At 48.3% G+C, this 23,802-nt stretch carries 26 protein-coding genes; 6 read left to right on the top strand and 20 right to left on the bottom strand.

Features of this window, described 5'->3' with window-relative positions; translation table 11 throughout:
• Nucleotide 1 precedes the first annotated feature (1 nt).
• Nucleotides 2-1,420 carry an FAD binding domain-containing protein gene (locus IPL17_RS15850; RefSeq protein ID WP_345308051.1) on the bottom strand — a complete coding sequence of 473 codons (1,419 nt, stop codon included), beginning with the start codon at nucleotides 1,418-1,420 and terminating at the stop codon, nucleotides 2-4.
• Nucleotides 1,421-1,476: 56 nt separating this feature from the next.
• Entirely contained in the window at nucleotides 1,477-2,001 is a 525-nt protein-coding gene (locus tag IPL17_RS15845; RefSeq protein WP_345308050.1) for a hypothetical protein, read from the bottom strand.
• Between the two features lie 168 nt (nucleotides 2,002-2,169).
• On the opposite strand from IPL17_RS15845, the gene IPL17_RS15840 reads away from it, so the two are divergent.
• Entirely contained in the window at nucleotides 2,170-3,117 is a 948-nt protein-coding gene (locus IPL17_RS15840) for a ketose-bisphosphate aldolase (RefSeq protein WP_345308049.1), read from the top strand.
• A gap of 40 nt (nucleotides 3,118-3,157) precedes the next feature.
• A complete protein-coding gene (locus IPL17_RS15835; protein ID WP_345308048.1) occupies nucleotides 3,158-3,679 on the top strand; it encodes an NUDIX domain-containing protein in 522 nt (173 codons plus the stop codon).
• Here IPL17_RS15835 and IPL17_RS15830 read toward each other — a convergent pair.
• The gene (locus IPL17_RS15830) at nucleotides 3,651-4,823 is read right to left on the bottom strand and encodes an ATP-binding protein (protein WP_345308047.1); all 1,173 of its coding nucleotides are present in this window, start codon (nucleotides 4,821-4,823) and stop codon (nucleotides 3,651-3,653) included. The two genes, IPL17_RS15835 and IPL17_RS15830, sit on opposite strands and share 29 nt — an antisense overlap.
• Before the next feature lie 127 nt (nucleotides 4,824-4,950).
• On the opposite strand from IPL17_RS15830, the gene IPL17_RS15825 reads away from it, so the two are divergent.
• Both IPL17_RS15825 and IPL17_RS15820 read left to right on the top strand, forming a co-directional pair.
• The gene (locus IPL17_RS15825; protein WP_345308046.1) at nucleotides 4,951-5,958 is read left to right on the top strand and encodes an alkaline phosphatase family protein; all 1,008 of its coding nucleotides are present in this window, start codon (nucleotides 4,951-4,953) and stop codon (nucleotides 5,956-5,958) included.
• 106 nt (nucleotides 5,959-6,064) lie between these two features.
• Entirely contained in the window at nucleotides 6,065-6,751 is a 687-nt protein-coding gene (locus tag IPL17_RS15820; protein ID WP_345308045.1) for a DUF5666 domain-containing protein, read from the top strand.
• A 50-nt stretch (nucleotides 6,752-6,801) separates the two neighbouring features.
• Here the strand turns inward: IPL17_RS15820 and rsmD are convergent, their stop codons facing one another.
• The 13 genes from rsmD to IPL17_RS15755 all read right to left on the bottom strand — a co-directional run bounded on the left by rsmD (nucleotide 6,802) and on the right by IPL17_RS15755 (nucleotide 18,929).
• A complete protein-coding gene (gene rsmD, locus IPL17_RS15815) occupies nucleotides 6,802-7,359 on the bottom strand; it encodes a 16S rRNA (guanine(966)-N(2))-methyltransferase RsmD (RefSeq protein WP_345308044.1) in 558 nt (185 codons plus the stop codon).
• The gene (locus IPL17_RS15810; protein WP_345308043.1) at nucleotides 7,356-8,330 is read right to left on the bottom strand and encodes a uroporphyrinogen decarboxylase family protein; all 975 of its coding nucleotides are present in this window, start codon (nucleotides 8,328-8,330) and stop codon (nucleotides 7,356-7,358) included. Before IPL17_RS15810 ends, rsmD begins: the two co-directional genes overlap by 4 nt.
• Nucleotides 8,331-8,333: 3 nt before the next feature.
• Entirely contained in the window at nucleotides 8,334-8,933 is a 600-nt protein-coding gene (locus IPL17_RS15805) for a GNAT family N-acetyltransferase (protein ID WP_345308042.1), read from the bottom strand.
• A gap of 9 nt (nucleotides 8,934-8,942) precedes the next feature.
• Complete coding sequence (locus IPL17_RS15800; protein WP_345308041.1) at nucleotides 8,943-9,965, bottom strand: GNAT family N-acetyltransferase; 1,023 nt, start codon at nucleotides 9,963-9,965, stop codon at nucleotides 8,943-8,945.
• Nucleotides 9,962-10,699: a polysaccharide deacetylase family protein gene (locus IPL17_RS15795; RefSeq protein ID WP_345308040.1), complete on the bottom strand. Its 738-nt coding sequence runs from the start codon at nucleotides 10,697-10,699 to the stop codon at nucleotides 9,962-9,964. The genes IPL17_RS15800 and IPL17_RS15795 overlap by 4 nt, the downstream gene beginning before the upstream one ends.
• A 134-nt stretch (nucleotides 10,700-10,833) precedes the next feature.
• Nucleotides 10,834-12,822 (bottom strand): hypothetical protein, encoded by a 1,989-nt coding sequence (locus IPL17_RS15790; RefSeq protein WP_345308039.1) that lies wholly within the window; start codon nucleotides 12,820-12,822, stop codon nucleotides 10,834-10,836.
• Between the two features lie 16 nt (nucleotides 12,823-12,838).
• Entirely contained in the window at nucleotides 12,839-14,404 is a 1,566-nt protein-coding gene (locus tag IPL17_RS15785; protein WP_345308038.1) for a hypothetical protein, read from the bottom strand.
• 9 nt (nucleotides 14,405-14,413) lie between these two features.
• Entirely contained in the window at nucleotides 14,414-14,887 is a 474-nt protein-coding gene (locus IPL17_RS15780) for an acyl-CoA thioesterase (protein ID WP_345308037.1), read from the bottom strand.
• A gap of 32 nt (nucleotides 14,888-14,919) precedes the next feature.
• Nucleotides 14,920-15,300: a hypothetical protein gene (locus tag IPL17_RS15775; protein WP_345308036.1), complete on the bottom strand. Its 381-nt coding sequence runs from the start codon at nucleotides 15,298-15,300 to the stop codon at nucleotides 14,920-14,922.
• 8 nt (nucleotides 15,301-15,308) lie between these two features.
• Nucleotides 15,309-15,770, bottom strand: coding sequence for a GtrA family protein (locus tag IPL17_RS15770; protein ID WP_345308035.1), 462 nt, complete (start codon nucleotides 15,768-15,770; stop codon nucleotides 15,309-15,311).
• A complete protein-coding gene (locus IPL17_RS15765; RefSeq protein ID WP_345308034.1) occupies nucleotides 15,767-16,726 on the bottom strand; it encodes a UDP-glucuronic acid decarboxylase family protein in 960 nt (319 codons plus the stop codon). Before IPL17_RS15765 ends, IPL17_RS15770 begins: the two co-directional genes overlap by 4 nt.
• A gap of 21 nt (nucleotides 16,727-16,747) precedes the next feature.
• Entirely contained in the window at nucleotides 16,748-18,340 is a 1,593-nt protein-coding gene (locus tag IPL17_RS15760) for a G5 domain-containing protein (protein WP_345308033.1), read from the bottom strand.
• A gap of 19 nt (nucleotides 18,341-18,359) precedes the next feature.
• Nucleotides 18,360-18,929 carry a hypothetical protein gene (locus IPL17_RS15755; RefSeq protein WP_345308032.1) on the bottom strand — a complete coding sequence of 190 codons (570 nt, stop codon included), beginning with the start codon at nucleotides 18,927-18,929 and terminating at the stop codon, nucleotides 18,360-18,362.
• 44 nt (nucleotides 18,930-18,973) lie between these two features.
• Between IPL17_RS15755 and scpB the strand changes: the two genes are divergently transcribed.
• Nucleotides 18,974-19,543 (top strand): SMC-Scp complex subunit ScpB, encoded by a 570-nt coding sequence (gene scpB, locus IPL17_RS15750; protein ID WP_345308031.1) that lies wholly within the window; start codon nucleotides 18,974-18,976, stop codon nucleotides 19,541-19,543.
• An 8-nt stretch (nucleotides 19,544-19,551) separates the two neighbouring features.
• Nucleotides 19,552-20,451, top strand: coding sequence for a pseudouridine synthase (locus IPL17_RS15745; protein WP_345308030.1), 900 nt, complete (start codon nucleotides 19,552-19,554; stop codon nucleotides 20,449-20,451).
• Between the two features lie 55 nt (nucleotides 20,452-20,506).
• On the opposite strand, the gene IPL17_RS15740 is transcribed toward IPL17_RS15745, so the two are convergent.
• The 4 genes from IPL17_RS15740 to IPL17_RS15725 all read right to left on the bottom strand — a co-directional run bounded on the left by IPL17_RS15740 (nucleotide 20,507) and on the right by IPL17_RS15725 (nucleotide 23,774).
• Nucleotides 20,507-21,148 carry a CBS and ACT domain-containing protein gene (locus IPL17_RS15740; protein WP_345308029.1) on the bottom strand — a complete coding sequence of 214 codons (642 nt, stop codon included), beginning with the start codon at nucleotides 21,146-21,148 and terminating at the stop codon, nucleotides 20,507-20,509.
• A gap of 114 nt (nucleotides 21,149-21,262) precedes the next feature.
• Nucleotides 21,263-22,621 carry a M20/M25/M40 family metallo-hydrolase gene (locus IPL17_RS15735; RefSeq protein WP_345308028.1) on the bottom strand — a complete coding sequence of 453 codons (1,359 nt, stop codon included), beginning with the start codon at nucleotides 22,619-22,621 and terminating at the stop codon, nucleotides 21,263-21,265.
• 24 nt (nucleotides 22,622-22,645) lie between these two features.
• On the bottom strand, nucleotides 22,646-23,287 hold the full coding sequence (locus tag IPL17_RS15730) for a VTT domain-containing protein (protein ID WP_345308027.1): 642 nt from the start codon (nucleotides 23,285-23,287) through the stop codon (nucleotides 22,646-22,648).
• Nucleotides 23,265-23,774 carry a peptidylprolyl isomerase gene (locus tag IPL17_RS15725; RefSeq protein WP_345308026.1) on the bottom strand — a complete coding sequence of 170 codons (510 nt, stop codon included), beginning with the start codon at nucleotides 23,772-23,774 and terminating at the stop codon, nucleotides 23,265-23,267. The genes IPL17_RS15730 and IPL17_RS15725 overlap by 23 nt, the downstream gene beginning before the upstream one ends.
• Nucleotides 23,775-23,802 lie beyond the last annotated feature (28 nt).

Raw genomic sequence — 23,802 nt, 5'->3', positions numbered from 1 at the left:
CTCAATTGGATTTTTTTTGGCCCGCGTCTTCAACGGCTTTGACGATCTTGTAATAGCCTGTGCATCGGCAGAGATTTCCCGTTAGGGCTTGTTCGATCTCATTGTGCGTGGGATTGGATTTTTCTTCCAGTAATTTTGCGCCGGACATGATGAAGCCTGGCGTGCAGTACCCACATTGAACTGCGCCGTGTTCAATAAAGGCAGTTTGTACCGGATGGAGTTTACTGCCGTTTGACAACCCTTCCACTGTAGTGATCTCAGCGCCATGCGCGCGCGGCGCGGGGACGAGGCAGGCCATGACCGCCTTGCCATCCAGAAATATGGTGCAGGCGCCGCATTCACCTTCTGCGCAGCCTTCCTTGGTGCCGGTTAACATGCCTTCTTCGCGGAGCAGGCGCAGCAATGTTTTGTTATGCCCGCTGTTGAAGGAGTAACTCTTTCCGTTAATTGTGGTTTCAATGGCTTTCTCTGGGAATGTATCCGCCGCCATCTGGGTTGCGCTTTCAGATTTCCATTTTTTCCCTGCTAGGAGGATCGGTTTCTTTGGCATTCCTTCTTGTTCATTTCCGTCACGGATCGCTGTCAGCCCCCGCATGGTGATGATGCGTACCATTTCGCGACGATAGGCCGCGGAACCGCGCACATCGTCGATTGGACGCGCGGCTTGCATGGCGAGTTCAGCGGCATGAGCAATGTTTTTCTCGTTGAGTTTTTTCCTGAGGAGGAAATTTTCAGCTTCCACGGCGTGTGTGATGATCGGCGTCACTGCCCCAAGAGTAATGGATGCCGATCTGACGGTATTATCTTTCAGGTTAAGGATGATCGCCGCGTTGACCAGTGAAATGGCTTGTGCGCGCCGTAGCGCCAGCTTGATGAATGTTCCGCGTTGTGTATCCTTCAAAGCAGGAAAGGAAATATCCACCAGCATTTCATCCGCCTGCATCACAGATTTACGAACTCCTGTATAGAATTCACTTAAGGGAATAATTCGTTCGCCGCGTGTGGAAAGCAAGGTCACGCTTGCTCCAAGCGCCATCAGCGGTGTGATGGTGTCGTTTGCAGGGGATGCTGTGATGAGGTTGCCGGCTACAGTCCCGCGATTGCGGATCTGCGGCGCGCCTACTTCCCAAGCGGCGCGTGCCAAAGGATATGCGCGGGTACGGATCAATTTTGACCCGGCGCAATCGTTATGTGTTACCAATGCCCCCAGGTGGATGATGTCATCTTCATCCATGGTGATCTGGTCCAGTTTTGGGATGCGGGTGATATCAATCAGGGTGTCCAGCCCTTTGCGCACGCCGCGTTCAAGTTCAAGGATTAGGTCTGTGCCGCCCGCAACGACGCGGGCTCGCTCTTTTTTATCCCCTAAAATTTGTATGACTTGCTCGATGGATTTTGCGTTGGTGTATTCGTGCCACATAGGATTCAATGTTGTAGGGGCGGGACTGCGATGCGTCCCGCCCCTACAATGTAAATTTATTGTCCGTTTCCCGTAACAACCTCAGAGCGGCGCTCAAAGGTTTCCACGGCCAAACGGGCAAGGGATGTCAGGTTACGGATGGCTGCCGGCAGGGCGGTTTCATCACCCAGACTGGCTTCTACATTGTCGAGCGCGCCGCTGACTTGATCGCCGAGCGTGAAGAACGCGACGTCGAATTGATAGATCGCTTCGAGTTCCTTTTCGTTGATCTTGGTCGCATCGAATAATCCGGAGTATCCACGCGCCGCTTTGGATATTTTGTCGATGAATGTGCGCAGCGCCAGCGCAGCCTTTTCCATGTCATCGACATATTTGATCATGCCGTTGTTGACAAGTTCGACTTGCAGATTGGATGCGCGTCCCCAAAGTTCCTCGAAGCGGCGCGCTACTGTGTCACGCAGGATCTTATCTGCGTCGCGGCGGTTCTGTCTTTCAATGTATCCGCTGAAACCGGGAATGTACGATAACAGTTTCTTGAATGGATCGGCCTGTCCTTTTACTTTTTCAAAAAAATCACTCATGTGAGCCTCCTGCCGTAATATACGGGAATTGATGCTTTAAGTCTCACTCATTATAGCCTGAGTTTGTGGTTATAATCAAGAAAACATTCGAAACCAAGTAGTATAACTGGACAATGTTTTTAGGCTGCGGGATCTTGCGCCATATTCTTACCCAAAAGGAAGGTTAACATGATAGTCACAACAAAAAAACTCTTTGAAGCGGCGTATGGAAAATATGCCATCGGTGCTTATAACATCAACAACCTTGAGCAGGCCATGGGATTGTTTCGCGGTTGTATCGAAAGCAAGGCGCCGTTCATTATCCAGATCAGCAAGGGTGCGCGTTCCTACACCCACAAGAAAATGCTGGAGGGATTGATCACTTCAGCCAATGAAGTCTTTCCTGATGCGATTTTTGCCGTTCATCTCGATCATGGTGACGAAGAAACCTGCTACGACTGTATCAACAGCGGTTTTTACTCATCTGTGATGATTGACGCCAGCCACGAATCCTTTGATAAGAACGTGGAAATCACCAAGCGTGTTGTGGATGCTGCGCACGCGAAGGGATTGGTTGTGGAAGCGGAACTCGGTCAACTGGGCGGTGTGGAAGAACACGTCAGTGTGGATGAAGCTAATGCAAAATTGACAGACCCCGTGCAGGCAAAGGAATTTGTGCGCTTGACCGGTGTTGACTCGCTGGCTTGTGCCATCGGTACCAGCCATGGCGCGTTCAAGTTCAGCGGTTCACAAGGGCTTCACTTTGGCGTGTTGGAAGATATCCAGAAGAACCTGCCTGGTTTCCCACTGGTGATGCATGGTTCCAGTTCCGTGCCGCAGGAAGAAGTGGCTCGTATCAATGCGGCAGGCGGTGATTTGAAGGGCGCAAAAGGTGTTGATGCCACTCAGTTTAAGCGTGCCGCCGAATTGGGCGTGACCAAGATCAACATTGACACAGATGGCCGTCTGGTGTGGACTCGCGTTCATCGAGAGTTCTTCCGTGATAAGCCTTCTGAGTTTGACCTGCGCCCGGTTGGCAAGATCTTTATGAGTGAATATGCCAAATTCATTGCCGACAAGAACGAGAAGCTCGGCTCTGCCGGTCATCTCGATGAAGTGCGTCAGTTGGTAATTTAGTGGTGATTTATGGTTATTGGATTTGGTGATCTGCAATTTTATGCCAAAAACTGACCAGGGTGTAACAAAAGATAGATACATGCTCATCCCCCGCACGGCGATTTTTGTCCGCCGCGGGGATGAGTATTTGTTAATTAAAGGCGCACCGACCAAAAGGTTATGGGCTGGGAAATATAATGGAGTTGGCGGTCATGTGGAGCGCGGCGAGAATATCCATTTTTCGGCACAGCGTGAATTGCTTGAAGAGACTGGTTTGCTCGCGGACCTGTGGCTGTGCGGCACGGTTATTGTAGACGCTGGAGACGCCTCAGCGGGAATCTGTCTGTTTATGTTTTGCGGGGAGAATGTTCAGGGTGAGGTCAAAGCCGGCGCAGAAGGAGCAATTGAATGGGTGAAAAAGGATGCGATTCTTCATCTTCCTGTAGTCGAAGATCTGCCCGTTCTGCTTGACCGAATCCATCAAATGCAACGCGGCGATCCGCCCTTTTCAGCGCGCTCGTATTATGATGAAAACGATAAATTGATAGTTGTTTTTACTTCCACTTCAACAAGTTCATCCTAAACTTGCTTCCAATACCTGGCGTGCTTTCCGTATCCAGTGTCCCTTTATGTTGAAGGATCACCTGCCGCGCGATCGAAAGCCCGATACCGACACCGCTGTAAAGTTCGTCCCCATGTTTTTCGAGATGAAAGAAGCGGTCATAGATGCGTGGAAGGATTTCAGGGTCAATCCCAATACCGTGGTCCTGTACAGAAATACCGACTTGAGTTCCCGTCTCTGAATAGCTGATCTCAACCTCCCCGCCATTCCTGCTGAATTTTATTGCGTTATCTACGAGCGCTGTAATCGCACGCTCCAATGATTTAGCGTCGCCGCGGATGTTTGAAATATTATGATTGACGGTGTGGGTCAATCTGATCTGACGGGCGCCAGCCTTATCCTTATATTTGTTCAGGACGCAATTTACAACTTCAACGATGTTCACAGATTGAAATTCGGGCAGGACCAGATCCATTTCCTGCAGGAAGAGGATGTCGTTCGTAAGGGTCACGATCTGATCTACATTGCGCGTGATCGTTTCCATGGAAGTGGCAAGCTGTTCTTTTGTAGGCACACCTTTATTAAGTATGTGTAAATATCCGCTGGCGATCATCAATGGAGTTCTTAATTCATGTGCGATGTTCGACAGGAACTCACGCCGCGCCAGTTCCTGCTCGGCAAGCTTTTCATACGCGTCTGCCAGTTCGGATGCCCGCATGCGCAGATCCTCGATCGCCATTTCATCGTTTTGACGAAGACGGTTGCTGATCTCACCGACCATCGCCATGGCAACACTGGAACTGTGTTTTAAGACCCGATTAAATCCCTCATCATCCAATTCCAGCAGGATCGCGTCAGATACAGATGTAACCGTTGCGGCGCGCGGCGCGCTATGGATCAACGCCATCTCCCCAAAAAAATCCCCGGCCCCGAGTGTTTTCAAATATCGTTTATTTGAGTTGTTGATCGTTTTTGTAACTTCAAAATTTCCGTCAAGGATCATGTAAAATGTATGCTCGATCGCATCTTCTTTACATATCACTGATTTTGGTGGATATGTTTTTATACGGCTGTTTGCAATGATCTCCTCCACCTCGTCAGGCTTAATGCCCGGGAAAGCGTGCGGGATGATCTTTGCTGGGGTTCGTATTGTAGTTGTGGTCATAAAATAATTCTTCCTGAATTTATTTATCAAAAAATGGAATCCGTTCCTGTTATTTTACAAATTGAATTGTAGCAATAACATTGTGGTTTTGATATTGCGGTTTCAAAACATTTATCCTTGACATATGATGAATATTAAATATATGTTGGTTTGGTTGGCGGTCTGCGCCTCTTTGCTTGCCTCAGCTTGCCAGCCCGCTTTGACCGCGCCGGCGCCTGCTCAGTCTCTCCCTACGCTCCCGCCCCTGCCCGTTTTGACCAAAACACCCGAGCCAACGCCGACGATACAACCAACATCCACACCTCGGTCGCTCGTCCCAAATTTCTCTCATATCGTGGTCATCATTTTCGAAAACAAGGAATTTGGCAGCGTGGTCGGAAATAGCGATATGGCATATTTTAATTTGCTGGCAGGTTCGCATACTTTATTGACTCAACATTACGCAGTCACGCACCCCAGTCTTCCCAATTACCTCTCGCTCATCGGCGGGGATACATTTGGGATCGCAGATAATTGCATCAGATTTGAAGAGTGCTACATCAACTCGCCAAGCCTGCCTGACCTCATTGAAGCCAGCGGACGCACCTGGAGAACGTACCAGGATGACATGCCGGAGCCTTGTTTCCAAGGCGAAACCTTGCGCTATGTCAGAAAACATAATCCATTCATTTTCTTTGACCCGATCCGTTTGAACATTGAACGGTGTCAACAGGGAATTGTTCCCCTCACGCAGATGGATGTTGATCTAGCCGCGAACAACCTCGCAAATTTTATTTTCATTACGCCTGATATCTGTTACTCAGCTCATGACTGTCCCCTTGACCTAGCCGATGGATTTTTGAAGGAGCAAATGGATAAAATTTACCCTGCCTTGGAATCCACACATGAACCATATCTCATTATCCTTACCTGGGACGAAGGTCAGGGCGAACATTCATGCTGCGGGCTGCCGCAACTGGCAGGTGGGCGGGTGGCTACTGTTTTCATCTCCCCGCAAGCGAAAGAAAATTTTCAGGATGCCACGCCATATTCACATTACTCGATCTTGAAAACGATCTCTGAAGCATGGGATTTGCCCTTCCTTGGTCATGCGGCGGATATTGAAACCCCTTTGATTACCGCGCCCTGGAAGTGAAACTGAATCTAATTATTCAGCTGGTTTGTGAGAATTGGATTAGAAAGCTGGGGTGAAAAGTAACCTTTTATCGACATCTATGACTAATAAATAAAGGAGATAAAAAATGTCCAAAAAATTTTTCCACTTTATTACTGTTATGTTCATTGCATTCGTATTATTCTTCACAACAACATCTCATGCTTTTGCCTCAGGCAATTCCAAGTCAGAAGGTGAAGTTGAAGGCAGTATTTCTGCTGTAGGCAGCGCTTCACTTACTATTACTCCCAAGAAGGGCGGTGCGAACCTGACTGTTACAGTTGACACGGCGACACGCATCAAGCGAAATGGCAAAACCGTTCTTTTAGCCGATTTGCAAACGGGTGACAAAGTTAACGTGAAATATGACAAAATAAGTTTTCTGGCTATAAAGGTTGATGCCAAAGCGAAAACAACATCAGGTAATTCCAATTCTTCATCGAAGGGTGAGGTGAAAGGTGTGATCGCATCGGTAGGATCAGGCAGCCTGACCATTACCCCAAAAAATGGCGGCGCGCCAATTACGGTCACTATGGATGGGACTACCCGCGTCAAACGAAATGGTAAGACTGTGAGCGCAGCCGATCTGCAGGCAGGCGATAAAGTTGAAGTGAAATACAATAAAATGACCATGTTGGCTTCAAAAATCGAGGCCAAGGGTGTCAAGACTGCGGGTAATTCCAATACCAATTCAAACAATAATTCCTCAGACGATAATTCGAATTCCAACTCTTCGAACGGTAACACAAACGCTAATTCAAATTCCGTTCCATAAATTTACATCTGAATCAAAAAGAGCATTCGCGAGAGAATGCTCTTTTTGATTCAGTGTTTATGGTCGTAAAAAATGATTAGAGTACTTCCGTATTTTCTTTGTTCAGATTCTTCAAGATTTTTTAATCCGATCTCTTCATATTCGGTCGGGTCAATTTGTACGATCACGGTCCCGTCGTCTGTCAGCCAGCCTATGTTTTCATCAGCTAACTTCAAGGCTTTAGACCACATTTCCTGATATTGCGGCGGCGCGATGTAAATATATTCAAACTTTCTATCGGTTTGTGCTGTTAACATGCCAAAGGCATCGCCCTTGCGGATTTCAGATTGTTTGCTGAATCCACAGTTTTCCACATTTTCCTTGATCGTTTCGATCGGCGCGCGGTTAAGGTCGGAAAATCGTACGAACATTGCGCCGCGGCTTAACGCTTCAATTCCGATCGCGCCAGTGCCCGCAAATAGGTCCCACCAATTTGAATCAAGCACATCGCCAGCCAGGATATTGAATAAGGCTTCCTTTACACGATCCATGACCGGGCGCGTGGTATCGCCGGGTACAGATTTTAATTTTCGCCCTTTGGCGCTTCCCGAGATCACGCGCAAGGTCATTCGACACTCCTTCGCGCCGCCAGTAAATTTCCGTGCGATGCGATCACCGGTACAACGCACCCTGTTCCCAGGATAAAATGCTGGCCTTTTGTTTGGAGAATGGCGTCTCGCGCTTCATCCTCAACCCTGATCTGGTCTTCGAAAACGAGTGTATCTTGTCTCAATCCTCCGCACAGCGTGCCTTTGAAAAGCCCCATTCCCTCAGTTAGTGACGGATACGTTTCGCGGTCATGCCAGTTGACGATCTGAAAATTGTACATGTCCAGCAGGGAAAAATGAATGTTTTTACCATGTAAATGGATCATGTTGCACCATAGGTCCTCTGACCGTTCAAGAACCATGTGATCGAACGGGACGCCGAAGGTTTTATACTCTTCCAGGGAGAGCAATTCCGCCTGTGCGTGTTGAACCGCATAAAAAATTCCATCCGCGCCAGTTCCGCAGACGGTTTCTACAAATCTTGCAGTTGTTTTTGCGATCGTATCCAGACCCTTAAGTACGGCTTCCGGATATTTTCGGATATGTGTGATCAAAGTCTCGTTGCCGGCTAAATTTTTTGCCTGTGAAAGCGGACTGAAAATGGATTGGATCATGGGAGTCTCCGGGCTGAGACTCTGCCGAATTAAACGGAGACAAGCCAGTTGTCCAGCCAGATGCGGAGATGTTGGCTCCAGCTCAGGAAGCTTTTCCCAGTCACCGGGTTCCTGAATGATTCGTTTTGTATATCGCCGTGAACCCTCTGTGTCGCCTGTCCACTGATCTTCCACGCCCCAATCCTTTACTTCGAAAGAGGAAGCGGGTGTGACTTTGACGATATCGAAATCGTAAGTGTTTTGAAAGTGCAAAGTGGACGCGGCTAGGGTCTCAGGATTCTGGTCGTCAACTGGAAAATGCCGCCAAAGCGCAATGGGTGTGCGGTCTGATGTTTCGCCGCGCAGGCAGGTTTGAATTCGTTCTCGATGTGTGGTCATGGTTTAAAGTTTGCTTTCCATCCGGTGTCTGTGATATTGTCCTTCGCGGAATGTTTTGGCTATTGTAAAGCCATTTGATAATGTTGCCGAAAGACTGGCTTTGTTCCAGGTTTCTATGCTGGCGAACATCCTTTTGTACCCCGCTTTTCGCGCCCCGTCCATGAGTGCTTTTTGGATTGTCCGCCCGATTTTCTGACCACGAAAATTTGGGTCAACTGAAAAATAAACACATTCGATCGAGTCGGTTTGGTTCATTTGCCCCTTGATGGTGATGCTTGAAATGGTCAATTGAACAAACACAAGCGGACGGGTAAATAATAATTTTACGATTTGTTTGATGAACCAGCCTTTATCTGTTGTGAGTTGGGATGTCAATGATTCTGGCTCGGGAGAAGCGATGCCATAACCGATCACGTCCGAGGAATCATTATCCTGGACGTAGACTCCGATCACGCGCGGATCTTTGTGCGCGGCTTCAAAATAGCGCAGCACAAAGGGATAGCCCAATTTGGAAAGCAATCCGCGATCTCCCATGTGGATCTCGGCTAGCCTTGGCAGGAGTGCGTCAGGAAGTTCTGTCAGATTGTGAATTGTGTAATTCATGAACGCTTCTTATGCCAGTCCCCGCACAAGATATGTGCCCAGCGGGCGGACAATAAATGACGGTAGTCGTTTCCAAATTGCGATCGCCAATTGAAATTTTGGGTTTTTTTGATTCAAAGCCGGCAGGGTTTGGCCTGGTGCAAGCAAGTACCAGTAAGCCAAAAGTTTTTTGCGGGGATTCCACTTCATTTTGAATGTCTCATTGCCCGACCCGATCAAGCTACGCCCCAGGTCAAAAGTTTTCAACCCTTTTTGGATGGCGCGTTCGATCATGGTCCAGTAAAGGAATTCTCCGGCATAGGCGGAACGTACACGTCTTAGAATATTGGCGTGTAAATTGAAGATCGTATCACCTTGATAAATAAAAACACCTCCGCCGGCGATGCTTCCCTGTGGGTCATAAAGTACGGCAAACTCAAGCGTGGTTCCAAGCGATTCCGCCATTTTTTGCAGGTACTTTTTTGTATGATACGGCGAGCCGAGTTCGTGCATGCTTTGGGCTAATGCTTCATAAATATCGTCCAGCAGGTCGATATGCCCGAAGCGGATCTTGAATCCCTTTTTGATTGATTTCCGCACATGATTACGATGATCTGCTCCAAAAGTCTTGAGGAGTTCTTCCGGGGTGGATGGAAGGTCTATCAGGTACGTGCAATATGTGGGATGTTGAATCCAGTTATCGGGTGGAATTGACTCGCCGCCTCCGTGGTGGATCGAGATGTATTCGATTTTTGTTTGTTTTGCCAAGCTCCGCATTTCATCAAGCAACAGATCGCGCGCAGTGTCGTTTTCAAAGGCAAATCCACCATAACTTCCGAATGGATCTGTGGTCAAATAATGCCCAAAAATTGGGTGTTTTACCTCGGTAAGAGACAACGCCGCCAAAGGAATTGAGTTTTCCAACACGACATAGCGATGAACCTTGAAATCATAAACAGATCGAACAAAGTTCGTCCAGGTATCCAGACCTGAAAAACTTAATTGCTTTTCAATTCCAGAAAAATCCAGCGAGTCAACCTTTTGAACTTTCATTGCGAGCTCTCTTTGACAAAGTCTGCTAGGGTGGACATTGGAAATGACCGCAGCAGGTCGTTCAGGAAATTCGATTTGCTAAATGTAAAAGGGTAGAGCAGTGGGTTGGACAGCAGATCGCGCGTGAAACGTGCGGGCCATCTTTCGGGTGGAATGATCTCATATGGATGCAGAAAGATCACAGGGCTTGCCCCCGCCTTCAATTCTCTTTCAATAATATTAAAAACCAGTTTCGTAAAAAGTCCGCTCATCATGCTTGAGCCGTAAGGAAACTCACCGCCAAGCACAAGCGGCAGGTTCATTCTGCGTGGCGCCTGGATTTTGGCTGGTCGCCCTAGCAACGGAAAAGTGCTGACAGGTACTTCCCAAATCGCTCCTTTGCGTAAAATCGTCCCGGTCGGCGCGTAGAGCGAGGAACTGTATATAAAATCGTTTCGCTCCAGGATCGGGTAAACTTCCTCGATGGTGTTGATCATCGGGGCGCGAAATCCGCGTACATGGTATTGGCGCCGCCATTCAGCTGATCTTTGCAAATCGAGCTCTATATCTTTAACGGTGGTAAGCGGACGATGTACCTGACAATGAAAACCGACTTCATGCCCCGCGTCAATTATTTTTTGCGGCAATTCTGGATACCACTCCACCAGTTCGCCGACCAAATATACGCTTGTCTTTACATTTTTGAGTCGCTCAAGCAGTGGGTCAATGGCATTGTGCGCGAAGCCGTCGTCCAAGCCCCGTCGCTCCTCTGCAGAGAGAAAATCATACCTTCGCGAAGGCGCATACCAGGATTCGTAATCAATTGTTAATAACAAGCGTGGTGAAGGAATCATAGAGAGCAAATTATAGCAGACGAAGAGGGACGGCCTTACTGGTTGCAGCCCATAGTTGATCGTATCGTGGCGATCATTGACGCATCCTTTTGCATGCGGGTTTGGATCTGTTTCCACGTTGCGCATACCCCTCGCCGCATTTTTACATCCCCATCTAATATTTTTTTAGACAATTTCTGGGCAGTATCCATTTCACCGGTCAATGCTTGTGCCTCAATGAATATCAGCCATTCGTTCAAATCTTCCGGAGCGTATCCGCTTGATGTTGCTTGTTTTTCAAGAGCGATTACTTTTTCGAGATCGCCCACTTGAAATGCAAGTTCTGCTTTGGTGAAATAATAACACCAGGTATGTTTGGGCTCGTCAAGTAGAAATCTCGGAGATGCGCTTTTCGTAGAGTCGGTGATGATCAGCGACGGGTCGGAGAGGGGAATCGCGTTCGTTAGCGAATCAGGCAGGTTTGCGTAGATCTCTGCGTCACCGCGTGAAGGGTCAAGGACGCGCAGGCATCCATTTGCCGGCATGTAGATCACGACAGCCTGTGATGTCGAACCGTTGAAATTCAAAGTGCGATAGGCAAATGAAATACCGGTATCCAGATCAAGCGATGGCAGCGTTGGACCACCAAGTCTCTTTTCTGTGTACAACAATGCGTATGGCAGGCTGGGAGGTGTGATTTTGCTTGCGTAAAGCCAGTTGACGGGGGCTGTAAAAGAAAGATCGGTTTCATAGTCGATCGGCATTTGGTTCGTGAGCAGCACTGTATTGGGTTTGAGTGCTGGAATTCGCCATGATAATTCCCAATAGATCTTGCGCTGCTGTTCCCAGTCACGGCGAAAAATATTCGCATTGAAGAATTGCTGTCCCACGCCTAATGCGACGAGCGCCATGAGGGAAAAAGTTCGTATTTTTGAATTCTGAAACAGTAATTCGATCAGGCCGACGGTGAAAAAACTTCCTCCGATCATCATCGAGATGGAAAATCTGTCATAGCTGCTTTGAAGTCTGAAGGGTAGTTCTGCGGCCAGGGATGGTAATCGTCCGAGCAGGATGCCGATCAAACCGACGAAGATTAGGGATATAGCAAAATTGCGATGTGAAGTTTCTCCATCGAATAAGTGCATGAAAAAAAAGAGAGATATAAAGGTGAGGAAGATCAATACCAGGGTGAGCAAGGATGTTGGCGAAAAAATATTGGAAGAGATCAACACCAGCACCTGCCCCCATATATAGAAGCACACTTTCCATAGCGTATCTGCAATTTCAAGAAGTAAATTGGCATTGGTCACATCTTTTGCCGCTGAAACTTCATACGAGTTGTACGGCCCAAATTTGTAATAATAGATTAACCACAATGCGTTGAGGATCCAAATTAATAAATAGGGCAGCCAGATTTTGAGCGTCGAGCGAACTCGGAGAATGAAATTTCCATCCAACTTGTGGAAGAACAGAATTAAGAGCACGCGCATGCCTTCCAGACCAAAAAAATATTCGGTTGGAAAAATTCCACATATTTGCAAAAGGATGGCCAGGATGAAATACGGAAGTGGGCGGGCGGCCCTCAAGGCTTTGAAAGTAAATCCGAAGGAAAGTGTGTAAAAAAGAAAAGGAATTAATTCCTGATTGATGTGCGTGTATGCCACCCAGTGCTGGCTGTATCCAGGAAATACTGTGATGAGCAGGGCGATGGTTAGCGCGATGCGTGGCCGGGTTGGGAATATCTGGCTGAAAGTCCACCATGCCGAAAATCCGATAAGGAATCGGATGATCAGTGCAAAGGTTTGCCAGTAAAGCGGGATGGGCGGGATAAGGCTGGTGGTCGCGTAGAAGATTGGTCCTAAAAATGGGCGAAACGGCATAAAAGCTTGAATAAATTCAGAAGGGCCGAGAAATTTTGTGATCCATGCGAAAGGCCAATCATCCCAATAAAAACCTGTGAATGGAAGGAGCAATCCATAACCAAGTAGCGTTATGAATGAAAATAGAACAATGGGACGGGAAAGTTTTGCGCGAAGAATTTGCATTGTTTATATTTTGTAGTTAGGGAATTTTCTTGATCGCGCAAAACACAGCATCTCCACGTTGAATGGAAAGGACAATGGGAGCGTCCTTGAATGTTTTGAGATCTTCGTTTGTACGTGAGTTTACAAGTACGAAATCGCCGGGCTGGATCTTGTTGAATTCGACACGATAATCGCGGATGGTGATATTTTTATTTGCGTAATATTCTGCGATGTAAGGTTCGCGTTTGATGAAAAGCTGTGCGTCCTGTTCTTGGAATCCCTGCACAGCTTCTTTATAGCATGTAAGCCAGTATTCTGTTTCATAAACTCGGAAAGCACCGCTGGTTCCGCCTGTGAATAAGTTGTAGTATGTGTATTCGTAGGGATGAAGTTTGATGGATCCCAAAATAGCGGGGGCAAATAGGATGATGGCGATGACGCCCCATTGTTTTTTTGTAGCCAGGAATAATTTTTCGAACGCGAAGCCTGTAAAGATAAAAACTGGCGGCAGGATAAATAGAAAATGGCGAAAACCATCATACATCGGTGGTTTTCGTAATATAACATATGCGCCGGGAATGATGAACCAAAGCAAAGTGAGGGCGAGTAATAATCGCTTTTGATTGTTCGATTTCCAAAATCCGATTATCAATCCAAGGATAAATAAGAGCCAGACGGGTTCAGTCAATGTTAAGCCGAGCAGTGAGGGTAGGTATCTTCTGGGCAGTTTATCCGCTTGATATATTTGCCCGTTGAAAAGTACAGGCAGCTGTGTGGGGTTATCGGACATGAATCCAAAGACTTCAATGAATTTTTGAAGCGGATTTGTCCATAAATACGGCCAGGTTATAAATACGATCAGTGTAGTTGCAACGAGGTAGCCTGATAAATATTTTGCCAGGGTAGTTGCCGTGGACCTGTTGAGTTTGCCAAGCGCGTACATACCCACCAATATCCCTGCCAGCGGTCCCAGAATACGAATCGAGGTGGCAACACCGAGAAAAAACGCCGCGAGCAGCAGGGCTGCCATATTTTTTTTGCCTGACTCATAAAAGTTGCTGGGATGTGCGCTGCTTGGGGCGGTTTGTATGATTTTATCGATCATCTCAAATCCAAAACAAACTGCTCCGAGGAAGAAAACCAGGAATGGCGGGTCTTTCGGGTTGATAAAAGCATGCCCCCATAGGAGTGGCTGCCACGCGAATAATGCGGTTGCTGCCAGCGCCGCGGATGGATTTACCCACCTTCTGACGAGTCGATATAGGATATACACTCCGAGCTGGAAGGTAAGGAAATTCACCAAATGCCATGCGGAGGCATGATCTACGTCAAACGATGTAATAATTGATACGATAGGATGTGCAAGAAGAATATAGGCTGGGCCGCGATTGGCATGGTCTGTTGCGCTGGATCCGAACGCATTCTCTAAATTGAAATTTCCGCTAAACCATTCGCGCGGCGTGTAGGCATATCCGAGCGCGTTGGCGTAATCGTAAAAAAGTGGCTCGTCCCATGACAGACCGTAATCGCGGAAGGTGAATAACCCCACTGCGATGTTGATTATCAATAGAATATAGATCGGGTGTTTGCGGATTTTTTGCAAGATGAAAAGTTATTTTTTTGCGATACGGTAGGCTTGTCTTTCTTTGGCTTGTGCCATACGCAGTTTTTGTATTTCCGTTTCTGCGAGCAGATGTGGGACTGGCTGGGGTTTATTATCATCGCCAAGGGCGACGTATACCAGATAGGCTTTATTCGTTGTAGTGCGTTCGCCGGTGATCGGGTTTTCGGCGATAACCTCTACTTCTGTTTCCATTGAAGTATGGCCTGCAAATGAAACTTCTGCATTGAGGATCACAAGGTCGCCAATGCGGATGGGATTGCGGAAGGTCATGGAGTCAATGGCGACGGTAACGACTTTGCTTTGAGAGTGGCGCATGCATGCCAGCGCTCCGGCCTCGTCTACAAGTTTCATGATCCATCCGCCGTGGACGTTGCCGTGATTATTGGCATGTTCCGGCTGCATCAATTGGGCAAGCTGAATGCGGGATGCGCTGATGGTTTTTGGTGAAAAATTTTTTGTCATCTTATGTACCTAAAAAATTCATATCTTGTCAATTAATCCATATCTTGTCTTTGATCTCCGCTGTCTGTTGTGTGCAGCAATTCGGGAGCATCCAGTAATACGTCAATGACCGAGTGACTTAATTCGGGCATCATGGGTGGAAGTGGGATTGTAGCGGGTGGTTGAATTCTCTGGGGTTTGGGAAGCGGTTTCAGGCGGGGTTTGATCGTGGAGGTCGCTTTCTTACGGATAATGCGCGGATCATTGGTCAATGTGCCTACGAAAAATCCGATCACTGAGTAGACCTCGCGATTTGCAGTTACGAATCCGATCCAGTCACCGTTCCTGTTGAACAAATATGGATATGCTAAAAATGCTTCCGGGTCGCCATTTGTTGTGTAAATGGGAATGGCTGCGCGTTGTGGATTGCTCATTGACTACCTCATGATGTAATGTCAATGTCATTATACGTCCAATATCTGTTGACGAAAAAATTCCAGATCATCACGACTCCCACCGCGGCTGCAAGGGTCACGTTATTGGCATAAAACTCCGCTGTTTTATGGGATGCGTGGAATACGCTTTCAAAAAATCGGAGCATGGGCGGCTCAAGATAATGCAAAGTGGGAATGCGGATCGCCACACCGGCTGTGTTGACGAGAAAGAACATCCCAAGTTGATGCAGTAACGTGCGCGAACGCGATTCTGGGTATGTCCAAAAACGGTTCCAGATGAAGTTGCTAAAGACAGCGCAGGTAAACGAAATTGTGCCTGCGTAAACCAGGGAGAGGCTTGTGAAATGTGACAACAGGTTCATGACCCCGAAATCAATTGCCGCGCCGAGTGCGCCCACCAGTGCAAATTTATAAAATCTTGTACGTTCTTTTGTGTCAGTCAGGATCATTCAATTCCCAATCTTTGTTTGAAGAATGGGATCGTGCGGCGAACGCCTTCTTCAAGATTCACCTTTGGCTCCCAATTTAATAAATCATGAGCGCGGGTGATATCTGGCCTCCGTCGTTGCGGATCGCGCGCGCTGCGGGCATCGTCTATATAGGTGATCCCCGCGGTATTACCTGTGACTTTATTGATGGTTTCTGCAAATTGCAGGATGGTCATTTCGACTGGATTGCCGATATTGACTGGATAATGCTCGTCTGAATAAAGAAGTTTTACGATCCCGTCAACCAGATCATCGACAAAACAAAATGAACGGGTCTGGCTTCCATCTCCATAAACTGTGAGCGACTGTCCGAGCAGGGCTTGCTTTAGTAAATTTGGAAGGGCACGACCATCCTCCAGATCCATGCGTGGGCCGTAGGTGTTAAAGATACGGACAATGCTTGTGTTCACGTTATGGAAACGGTGGTAAGCCATGGTTAATGATTCAGCAAACCGTTTGGCTTCATCGTACACAGCGCGTGTGCCGACCGGATCTACATTCCCCGCGTAGGTTTCAACCTGCGGATGCACTTCCGGGTCGCCATAGATCTCGCTGGTCGAAGCAAGCAGGAATCTTGCATTTTGAATGCGCGCGATTCCAAGGCAGTTATGCGTTCCCAGCGCGCCCGCTTTCATGGTTTGAATGGGCAGGTTGAAGTATCCTGATTTTGAAAGTGGGTTTGGGCTGGCGGGTGAAGCGAAATGCAGGATCGCATCCACTTTGCCGGGCACAAAAATATAATTAGAAACATCGCGTTTGTAGAACGAAAACCTTTCGTTGTTTGCCAGATGGGCAATGTTATCCGGGCTGCCCGTGACAAAATTATCCATGCCGATGACTTCGTGGCCGTCTCCCAGCAGACGGTCGCTTAGATGTGAGCCGAGGAATCCGGCTGCGCCTGTGATCAATATTCTCATTTATTTACCATCCTCCAAAAATTATTTCCAATCAATTCCACTGATCAAACCATCTCCAGTGACTTGATACGCATCACCATTTCCACTATCCACGAGCCAAAGGTTTCCCTGATACCTCACTGCAATAAAATCGCCTGTTTGTCCCTCGATCAAGCCTGGCGACCATACGACATTTTGTGGCTCAAGCCCGCTTAAATCTGCAGGTGGGAAAAGCGCTTTTCTGTTCGAACCGTCACGATCCATGATAAATAATCGGTAACGGCTGGTTTCACTTTGCTCAACAAAGATCGATTGCAGGTATGCTACTTGATAGGATTTTTCCCGTCCTTCAAGCTTTACTTCTGAAACCGCTGGATAAGCGAACATGCCGGTTGCATCAATAATGGAGACGGTCGCTTCGCTGCTGAACGAGGTGGCTGATAGGTTAAAAAAAGGCGATTCTTCCGCTGTGACCGGTGCCGGTGCCGGCGCGTGAGCTACGAAATATAAACTCTCTCCATCGGCTCCCCAGGTGATGGGTGGTATCCACGCCCAATCGCTGTGCGTGTTGAGCGGCGTGATCTCCAGCAATGGTTTTAGGTAACCGCCGTCCTGATCGACCAGCCCGATCTCATCTGGACGGGAATATGCCAGCCTGCCATCTGCAGAGAACGCGAATGACATCCCCCACCAGCCATAGACACCGCCGCTGTTCGCGTCCAACAATTTACGCGGACCGCCGCCCGTAATGCTTACGCGGTACAGGTCGTTATTTGCCTGCCAGCCGGGAATGGCGCTGCGCGGCTCGACTGTGGAATAAGCGACGGAGTTTGTACCAGGTATCCAGGCCGCAAAGTGCACAACATTTTTAGCCTGTAAATAAACAGGCTTGGGTTCGAGATTTTTTGTCCGCACCGCCCATAGCGTATTGATCTCTTCATCAGCGGGTTTGTTGGATTTCCTGGTAAAGATCAAATATTCGCCATTTGGGGACAGCGAGAAAATTCGTCCATCCAAATCGCCGCTGCTGACAATAATACGGCGATTGGCTGTTGAATCTTCCATGATCCAGGCATTGCCGCCGGCCAGGTAGGCTATGGTGCCGGGTATATTTAACGGCGTGAAAGATGATTGCGCCCCGACCATGACGATCTCTGGAAGCGCGTCGTTTAGTGTGACGGTCTTGACTGCCGATTTGCTGACCTCAACTTTGTCTTCAAGAATTGTTCTATAAGTTATTTCTTCCAATCCATTGACGCCGGCTTGGACAATTCTTGTTTCACCTTCGGGAAGTGTCTCGTTGCGCGCGATCTGACGCTCAAAGGCAATGATTCTTTGTTCTGTCTCAAATATTTCTTCCACGCGCGTGATGGTGATTTTGTCCCCGTCGCTTAGGGTCGTGTATAACGGTGGTTCGATACGATCTAGTTTCCCTGTGATGATGCCGGCAGATTGCATGGCTTGTGAAACCGTGCTTCCTGCTGCCACATTAACTTCGCTTGTGTTTCCATCTGCGTTAATGCTGATCTTGATTTCGCTGCCAATTTGCGGGGAGCGGCATGAAGTTGTCAGCCATGCGAATGCAAATAGAAACAAAACCAGTTTCGAGTGAATGCGAAGCGGAGCGTAGTGCATGTCGGGTATAATCCAGCCGCTATTTGATCCGACCCGTGAGCGTCATGATGCCGTCTGCGATCGTGATCGTTTCCAAACGGAAGCCGGTCGCGACTGGTCCGAGTGAACCGGTGAAGGCCTCGTCGATGATGGCGCTGATGGCTGTGTTTAATCCTTCTGGCGCCGGGATGGGCCCAAAGTCTGCGGATGTAATTTCTATTTTTGGCAGGCCGGTGATTTCGTCAATGCCAACATTCATTGTGATTAAGATGTTCGCATTGAACATGCCGCTTGCAACTTTGCCGTACAATTGCATTTGACCGTCACGAAGAAGGATTTGCGGATCAGTGAATGGCGGGTTGGATTGTTCCAGCATCTTTTGCGAAATGTAGGATGTGAGTTGGCTTTCAGTGATCTGTAAGGTGATAAGGCCGGTTTCTGCGCCGTCAATAAAGGCCTGCTCGATCTGCGTGCGCATGGTTTGTACTTCATCCGCAGAAACTGGGATGCCCTCAGCCGGGTAGTCTGGCCCACCGGCCGAGATGGAACAGGCGAGGGAAGCAAGCAAAAGTGTTAAGAAGAAAGTAAGATAGGAATTTTTAGTTTTCATGATTTTTCTTTTGAAAGTAATTTTTTAAGCGGAGTAATTATAGCATGAGCGACTCTCAATCCACTTTAAACGTCGATGTGACCCTTTCGGCGAAAATAGAGGCAATGTTGTTTGTTTCTGCCGAGCCCGTTCCCGTTGGGCAGCTGGCTGCGGCGTTGGATGTCACTGCTTCAGTGGTCGAGCGCGGGTTGAAAGAATTGGATGAATCCCTTGTAACGCGCGGATTACGTTTGCAGCGAAATGCCGGGCGTGTGCAATTGACAACCGCGCCTGAATTGGCTGAACTGGTTGAGCTTTTCCTTGGGCTCGAGGCGATCACGCACCTAAGCCGTGCCGCGCTCGAGACCTTGGCGATCATCGCTTACCAGCAGCCCGTTACCCGTCCGCAAGTGGATTCGATCCGCGGCGTTAACAGTGATGGAATGATGAAGAGCCTGTTAAGTAAGGGGCTTGTCCAGGAATCAGGCCGCACAGAAGGCCCTGGCCGTCCGATCTTATATTCCACGACACCAGAATTCTTACAGCATTTTGGCCTGAGCTCGATCGCTGAATTGCCTCCGCTAGCCGTACCTGTCGAAGAAAATGGCGAACATAACGTGTTATTAAAAGGATAGTTGTAAATATGCAGGAACGCTTACAAAAACTACTTGCTCAGGCTGGTCATGGGTCACGCCGTGCCTGTGAGGAATTTATTATAGCAGGCCGCGTACGTGTGAATGGCGAGGTGGCATTGCTTGGTCAGAAGGCTGACCTCACCGTCGACAAGGTTACGCTGGACGGCAGGGCTTTGCCGAAAGCAGAGGCTTTGAATTATGTTTATATCGCGCTCTATAAGCCTCGGAACGTGTTGTCAGCAGCGGAAGGTCAGGATGACCGCCAAACGGTGCGCGATCTGATTCCGCTGGAAGGACATTTATATCCTGTTGGCCGCCTTGATTTTGATTCCGAAGGCTTGATCCTGATGACCAATGACGGTGAGTTGACGAATAAATTAACTCATCCGCGTTATGGTCACCAGAAGGAATACCGGGTTTTGTTGGCCCGTCGCCCCGATGAGAAACAATTGGAGGCTTGGCGGCGCGGCGTTGTGCTCGAAGACGGTGATAAAACCGCACCTGCTGATGTTATTACTCTTTCGATGGCAGGAAAAGGTGCTTGGATCCGTGTAATCATGGGTGAGGGCAAGAAACGTCAGATTCGTGAAGTGGGGAAGCGGTTGGGGCTGCCGGTCGTGAAGATCATCCGCTTGCGGATAGGTACATTGAAATTGGGCAGTCTAAAGCCTCGCCAATGGCGTCATTTGACTGAGGATGAGGTCAAGGAGTTAAGAGGCGAGAAAATTACGAAAGCAGAAGGCCGCAGGGAGCGGCCTCGTGATAACCGTCTTCATCCAACCGATAAACGAAAACGTGTTTCAGGCGGCAAGCCTCGCCCATTAAATCGCAGTCGTGGCGAGCAGCCTGCCACCAGAGAAAAGACCGGGGTTGAGCGTACGGATCGTCCGCGTACCAAACGCCGTTGAAATAGAAAAATCCACTGCTCGTTTCGGGCAGTGGATTTTTCTATGATCGTCTTGATTAGCTCTGTCTGATATCCCAGAATTTCTTTACATATTTCGAAAGTGCTTTTTGAACATTATCTTTTTTGATCCCCGCGATTTTGAAGGTGAGTATCTTTGTGCTGGGGTCGGTTCCTGAGAATTGGCCGAAGGAAATAAAGTTGCCGCCTTCTTCAGCGATGGCTTTTGTGATCTTGGCCAGCTGACCGGGGTGGTCTTCAATTTCCGCTGTGACTCTAATTGCCTTTGTGCGCGCGCCCATTAACTCAAGGAAGATCTTGAACAGGTCGGTCTCTGTGATCATGCCGACGACTTTGCCGGAACGAACCACAGGCATACCGCCAATTTTGGAATCAGCCATGATGCGGGCGGCTTCTTCGATTGGGGTGTCTATGTCAATGGTCTTGACCTTTTTGCTCATGACCTGTTTCACGGTCACTTTGCTGATCAGGTAATTCATTTCCCATACGCTCAAGCTGGTGACTGGGGATGGGGATGCGTTGAGCAGGTCGCGTTCCGAGACGATGCCAACCAATTTGTCATCTTTCATAACCGGCGCACGGCGGATGTGCTCTTTCTTGAACATGACCAGTACATCATGAACGGGTATTTCTGGAGACACCGCTATAACAGGATGGGACATTCTTTCACCGACGAACATTTTTACCTCCAATGGATTAACAGAACAGGAAAAGCCCTTGTTCGTGAAATTTGTTACAAGTCGATTATAAACGGACTTGAATAAAAGAAAGTCACGAAATTGGAGTGAATAAGGTCACTTTGCAAATTCTTTTATAACTCGTGCCATATGCTGTGCGTGTTTAAGATACAGGTCAAGGCGAATATTTTCATTGGGTGCGTGTGCTTTCGTATCGGGGTAGCCATGTCCCATCGTCGCAACGGGCAGTCCCAGGTCATGCACGAACGGGTAGTTGGGTCCAGATCCACCGATCATTGGGACGATCTCCATTGGCGATTCAAAAACCTCCTCAGCTGTTTCCACGACGATCTTGATGAATGGGTCATCCGGGTCGGTACGCGCGGCTGGCTCTCCGCCCAGGAAATTAATTTTCACATCATCAAAACCTTCATGATCAAGATGTTTGCGAAGTTTCGCGACGATGTCTTCCGGCATTTGGCCGGGGACGAGTCGGAAATCAACTTTGGCAGACGCAAACGCGGGTTGAACTGTCTTCGAACCCGGGCCTTGATATCCGCTTGTCAAACCGCAGATCGTGCAGGTCGGTGTGAAAACTTCTTCCATCTTGAGGTCCGTGCCGCCGGTCAAGCCTTTGATAAATTCCTTTGCGCCGTAGCGTTTTTTATATTCGTCTGCCACATCTGGAAGAGCATCCATAAGCTCGCGGTCACGGGCAGATGGAGGAACGATATTGTCGTAGAAGCCCGGGATGCGGATATGTTCGTCCGACCCTTTGAGGCTGTTCAGTGCCCAAATGAGACGCCACGCAGCGTTGGGCAGGATACTGCCACCCAACCCCGAATGCACATCTGTTCCAAGGGATTCGACACTCAACTCAACATAGCAAATTCCACGCAGACCAAGATATTGCATTGGGACTCCGCGATGATCCACACCGCCAAATTCCCAAATGCAGGCATCGGCTTTCAGCAAGCCCAGGTTTTCTTTGATGAAATCATGAAGATGAACACTGCTGGTTTCCTCCTCGCCTTCAATGATAAATTTGATGTTGCAAGGCAGGTCGCCGTCATTCTCTAAAATTGCATCGATCGCAAACAGGCGCGCAGTCAGATGGCTTTTATCGTCGCTGACTCCGCGGCCGTACAGTTTGTCTTCACGCAGACTTGGCTCAAAAGGAGGAGAGTCCCATAACTCCAGCGGTTCTGGCGGCTGGACATCATAGTGATTATAGATGAGCAGTGTCTTGTCGCTTTTGCCTTGTCTTTCTGCGAATACAACCGGCGCTCCGTCTGTATCCATGACTCGGGCCTTAAAGCCGCGCGCCATCAACATTTCTTTTACAAGTTGAGCGCATTCTTTTAATCCAATATTTTGCGCGCTAATACTTGGCTGGGCAACATAGCGTGAAAGTTCTGCGACGCTTTTATTAAAATTTTTATACAAATATGCGTCTATTTTTTTGAAATCATCCATGATGGTCTCCTTTTTAATTGGAAGTCATTGAAAGAAGTTTGCGATCCAGTCTATTGAATAAGCGCCGGCAAATGCAAATAGTCCCATTTTGATGATCTGTCCTATCCAACAGAAGAGCAGGAATTTCCAAACAGGAATTTTGGCCACGCCTGCTGCGATTCCCGCCAGATCAAAGAACGGGTTGGGAAATGCGGATAGCGTAAGAATTGCCCAGGCTCCATATTTTTGTACCCAGGGCGCTACGCGGTTGTATGCCCGCGTATTTTCCACCAGGGCTTGTCCGCTGAATCCCGCCAGGTAACCAGACAACTCGCCGATGGCGCCGCCTGTCCCTGCGGCGAGCGCGACCCAAAAAGGATTGAAAATATTTCCCATCGCGAACACCACTGCCACGCCAGGCGCGGGGATGATTACTGTTGCATTTGCCAGCAGCATCACGAGAAAGATGCCGGGATAACCGTAACCTGCAAAATCCTGCACATGATCGCGAATACTGAAAATATAGACAGTTATCCCAATGACCACAGTCAGCGCAAGCACCCTTAAAATAAAAACGCCAATCCCCGATTTTTTTTGTTCTTGAATTGACGTTCGTTCTTTATTTACGGCGTCCACCTGATTGCGTGACTTCGCATTCTGCCGATTAGCTTTCTTCGATGGTGACACTGATGATTTTCACTGCAGGCGCATTGATGTTGCCTGGGTCGCGCGCGGGAATGGCCATAAGTACATCCAGACCTTCCACAACCTGGCCAAAGACGGTGTGTTTTCCATTCAGGTGGGGAGTGGGGCCGTGCGTAATGAAGAATTGCGATCCATTTGTAGCTGGGCCGGCATTTGCCATGGATAGGATTCCGCGCTTGTCGTGTTTCAGGCTTGAATCGAATTCATCGCCGAATTTATACCCGGGTCCGCCTCTACCGGTGCCAGTTGGGTCGCCGCCTTGAACCATAAAATCATTAATGACACGGTGGAAGATAACGCCATCGTAATAGCCTTCGCGGGAAAGGAATACGAAATTATTGACCGTTATGGGTGTCTTGGCAGCGAATAATTCGATAACCATTGTGCCTTTGTCTGTTTCCATACTGGCTTTATAGGTTTTCTTTGGGTCGATCTGCATTTCGGGTGGTGTTGTCCATTGTTTTGCCATTCTATAATCTCCTTAATTGGGTTATTTA

It is taken from the genome of Candidatus Villigracilis saccharophilus (genome assembly GCF_016711665.1).
This window is presented reverse-complemented; position numbering and strand designations above follow the sequence as displayed.

Bases quoted from the DNA above. Each gene is read 5' to 3' on its own strand.
- IPL17_RS15850 (WP_345308051.1), bottom strand. From the start codon at position 1,420: ATGTGGCACGAATACACCAACGCAAAATCCATCGAGCAAGTCATACAA.
- IPL17_RS15845 (WP_345308050.1), bottom strand. From the start codon at position 2,001: ATGAGTGATTTTTTTGAAAAAGTAAAAGGACAGGCCGATCCATTCAAG.
- IPL17_RS15840 (WP_345308049.1), top strand. From the start codon at position 2,170: ATGATAGTCACAACAAAAAAACTCTTTGAAGCGGCGTATGGAAAATAT.
- IPL17_RS15835 (WP_345308048.1), top strand. From the start codon at position 3,158: ATGCCAAAAACTGACCAGGGTGTAACAAAAGATAGATACATGCTCATC.
- IPL17_RS15830 (WP_345308047.1), bottom strand. From the start codon at position 4,823: ATGACCACAACTACAATACGAACCCCAGCAAAGATCATCCCGCACGCT.
- IPL17_RS15825 (WP_345308046.1), top strand. From the start codon at position 4,951: ATGAATATTAAATATATGTTGGTTTGGTTGGCGGTCTGCGCCTCTTTG.
- IPL17_RS15820 (WP_345308045.1), top strand. From the start codon at position 6,065: ATGTCCAAAAAATTTTTCCACTTTATTACTGTTATGTTCATTGCATTC.
- rsmD (WP_345308044.1), bottom strand. From the start codon at position 7,359: ATGACCTTGCGCGTGATCTCGGGAAGCGCCAAAGGGCGAAAATTAAAA.
- IPL17_RS15810 (WP_345308043.1), bottom strand. From the start codon at position 8,330: ATGACCACACATCGAGAACGAATTCAAACCTGCCTGCGCGGCGAAACA.
- IPL17_RS15805 (WP_345308042.1), bottom strand. From the start codon at position 8,933: ATGAATTACACAATTCACAATCTGACAGAACTTCCTGACGCACTCCTG.
- IPL17_RS15800 (WP_345308041.1), bottom strand. From the start codon at position 9,965: ATGAAAGTTCAAAAGGTTGACTCGCTGGATTTTTCTGGAATTGAAAAG.
- IPL17_RS15790 (WP_345308039.1), bottom strand. From the start codon at position 12,822: ATGCAAATTCTTCGCGCAAAACTTTCCCGTCCCATTGTTCTATTTTCA.
- IPL17_RS15780 (WP_345308037.1), bottom strand. From the start codon at position 14,887: ATGACAAAAAATTTTTCACCAAAAACCATCAGCGCATCCCGCATTCAG.
- IPL17_RS15775 (WP_345308036.1), bottom strand. From the start codon at position 15,300: ATGAGCAATCCACAACGCGCAGCCATTCCCATTTACACAACAAATGGC.
- IPL17_RS15770 (WP_345308035.1), bottom strand. From the start codon at position 15,770: ATGATCCTGACTGACACAAAAGAACGTACAAGATTTTATAAATTTGCA.
- IPL17_RS15765 (WP_345308034.1), bottom strand. From the start codon at position 16,726: ATGAGAATATTGATCACAGGCGCAGCCGGATTCCTCGGCTCACATCTA.
- IPL17_RS15760 (WP_345308033.1), bottom strand. From the start codon at position 18,340: ATGCACTACGCTCCGCTTCGCATTCACTCGAAACTGGTTTTGTTTCTA.
- IPL17_RS15755 (WP_345308032.1), bottom strand. From the start codon at position 18,929: ATGAAAACTAAAAATTCCTATCTTACTTTCTTCTTAACACTTTTGCTT.
- scpB (WP_345308031.1), top strand. From the start codon at position 18,974: ATGAGCGACTCTCAATCCACTTTAAACGTCGATGTGACCCTTTCGGCG.
- IPL17_RS15745 (WP_345308030.1), top strand. From the start codon at position 19,552: ATGCAGGAACGCTTACAAAAACTACTTGCTCAGGCTGGTCATGGGTCA.
- IPL17_RS15740 (WP_345308029.1), bottom strand. From the start codon at position 21,148: ATGTTCGTCGGTGAAAGAATGTCCCATCCTGTTATAGCGGTGTCTCCA.
- IPL17_RS15735 (WP_345308028.1), bottom strand. From the start codon at position 22,621: ATGGATGATTTCAAAAAAATAGACGCATATTTGTATAAAAATTTTAAT.
- IPL17_RS15725 (WP_345308026.1), bottom strand. From the start codon at position 23,774: ATGGCAAAACAATGGACAACACCACCCGAAATGCAGATCGACCCAAAG.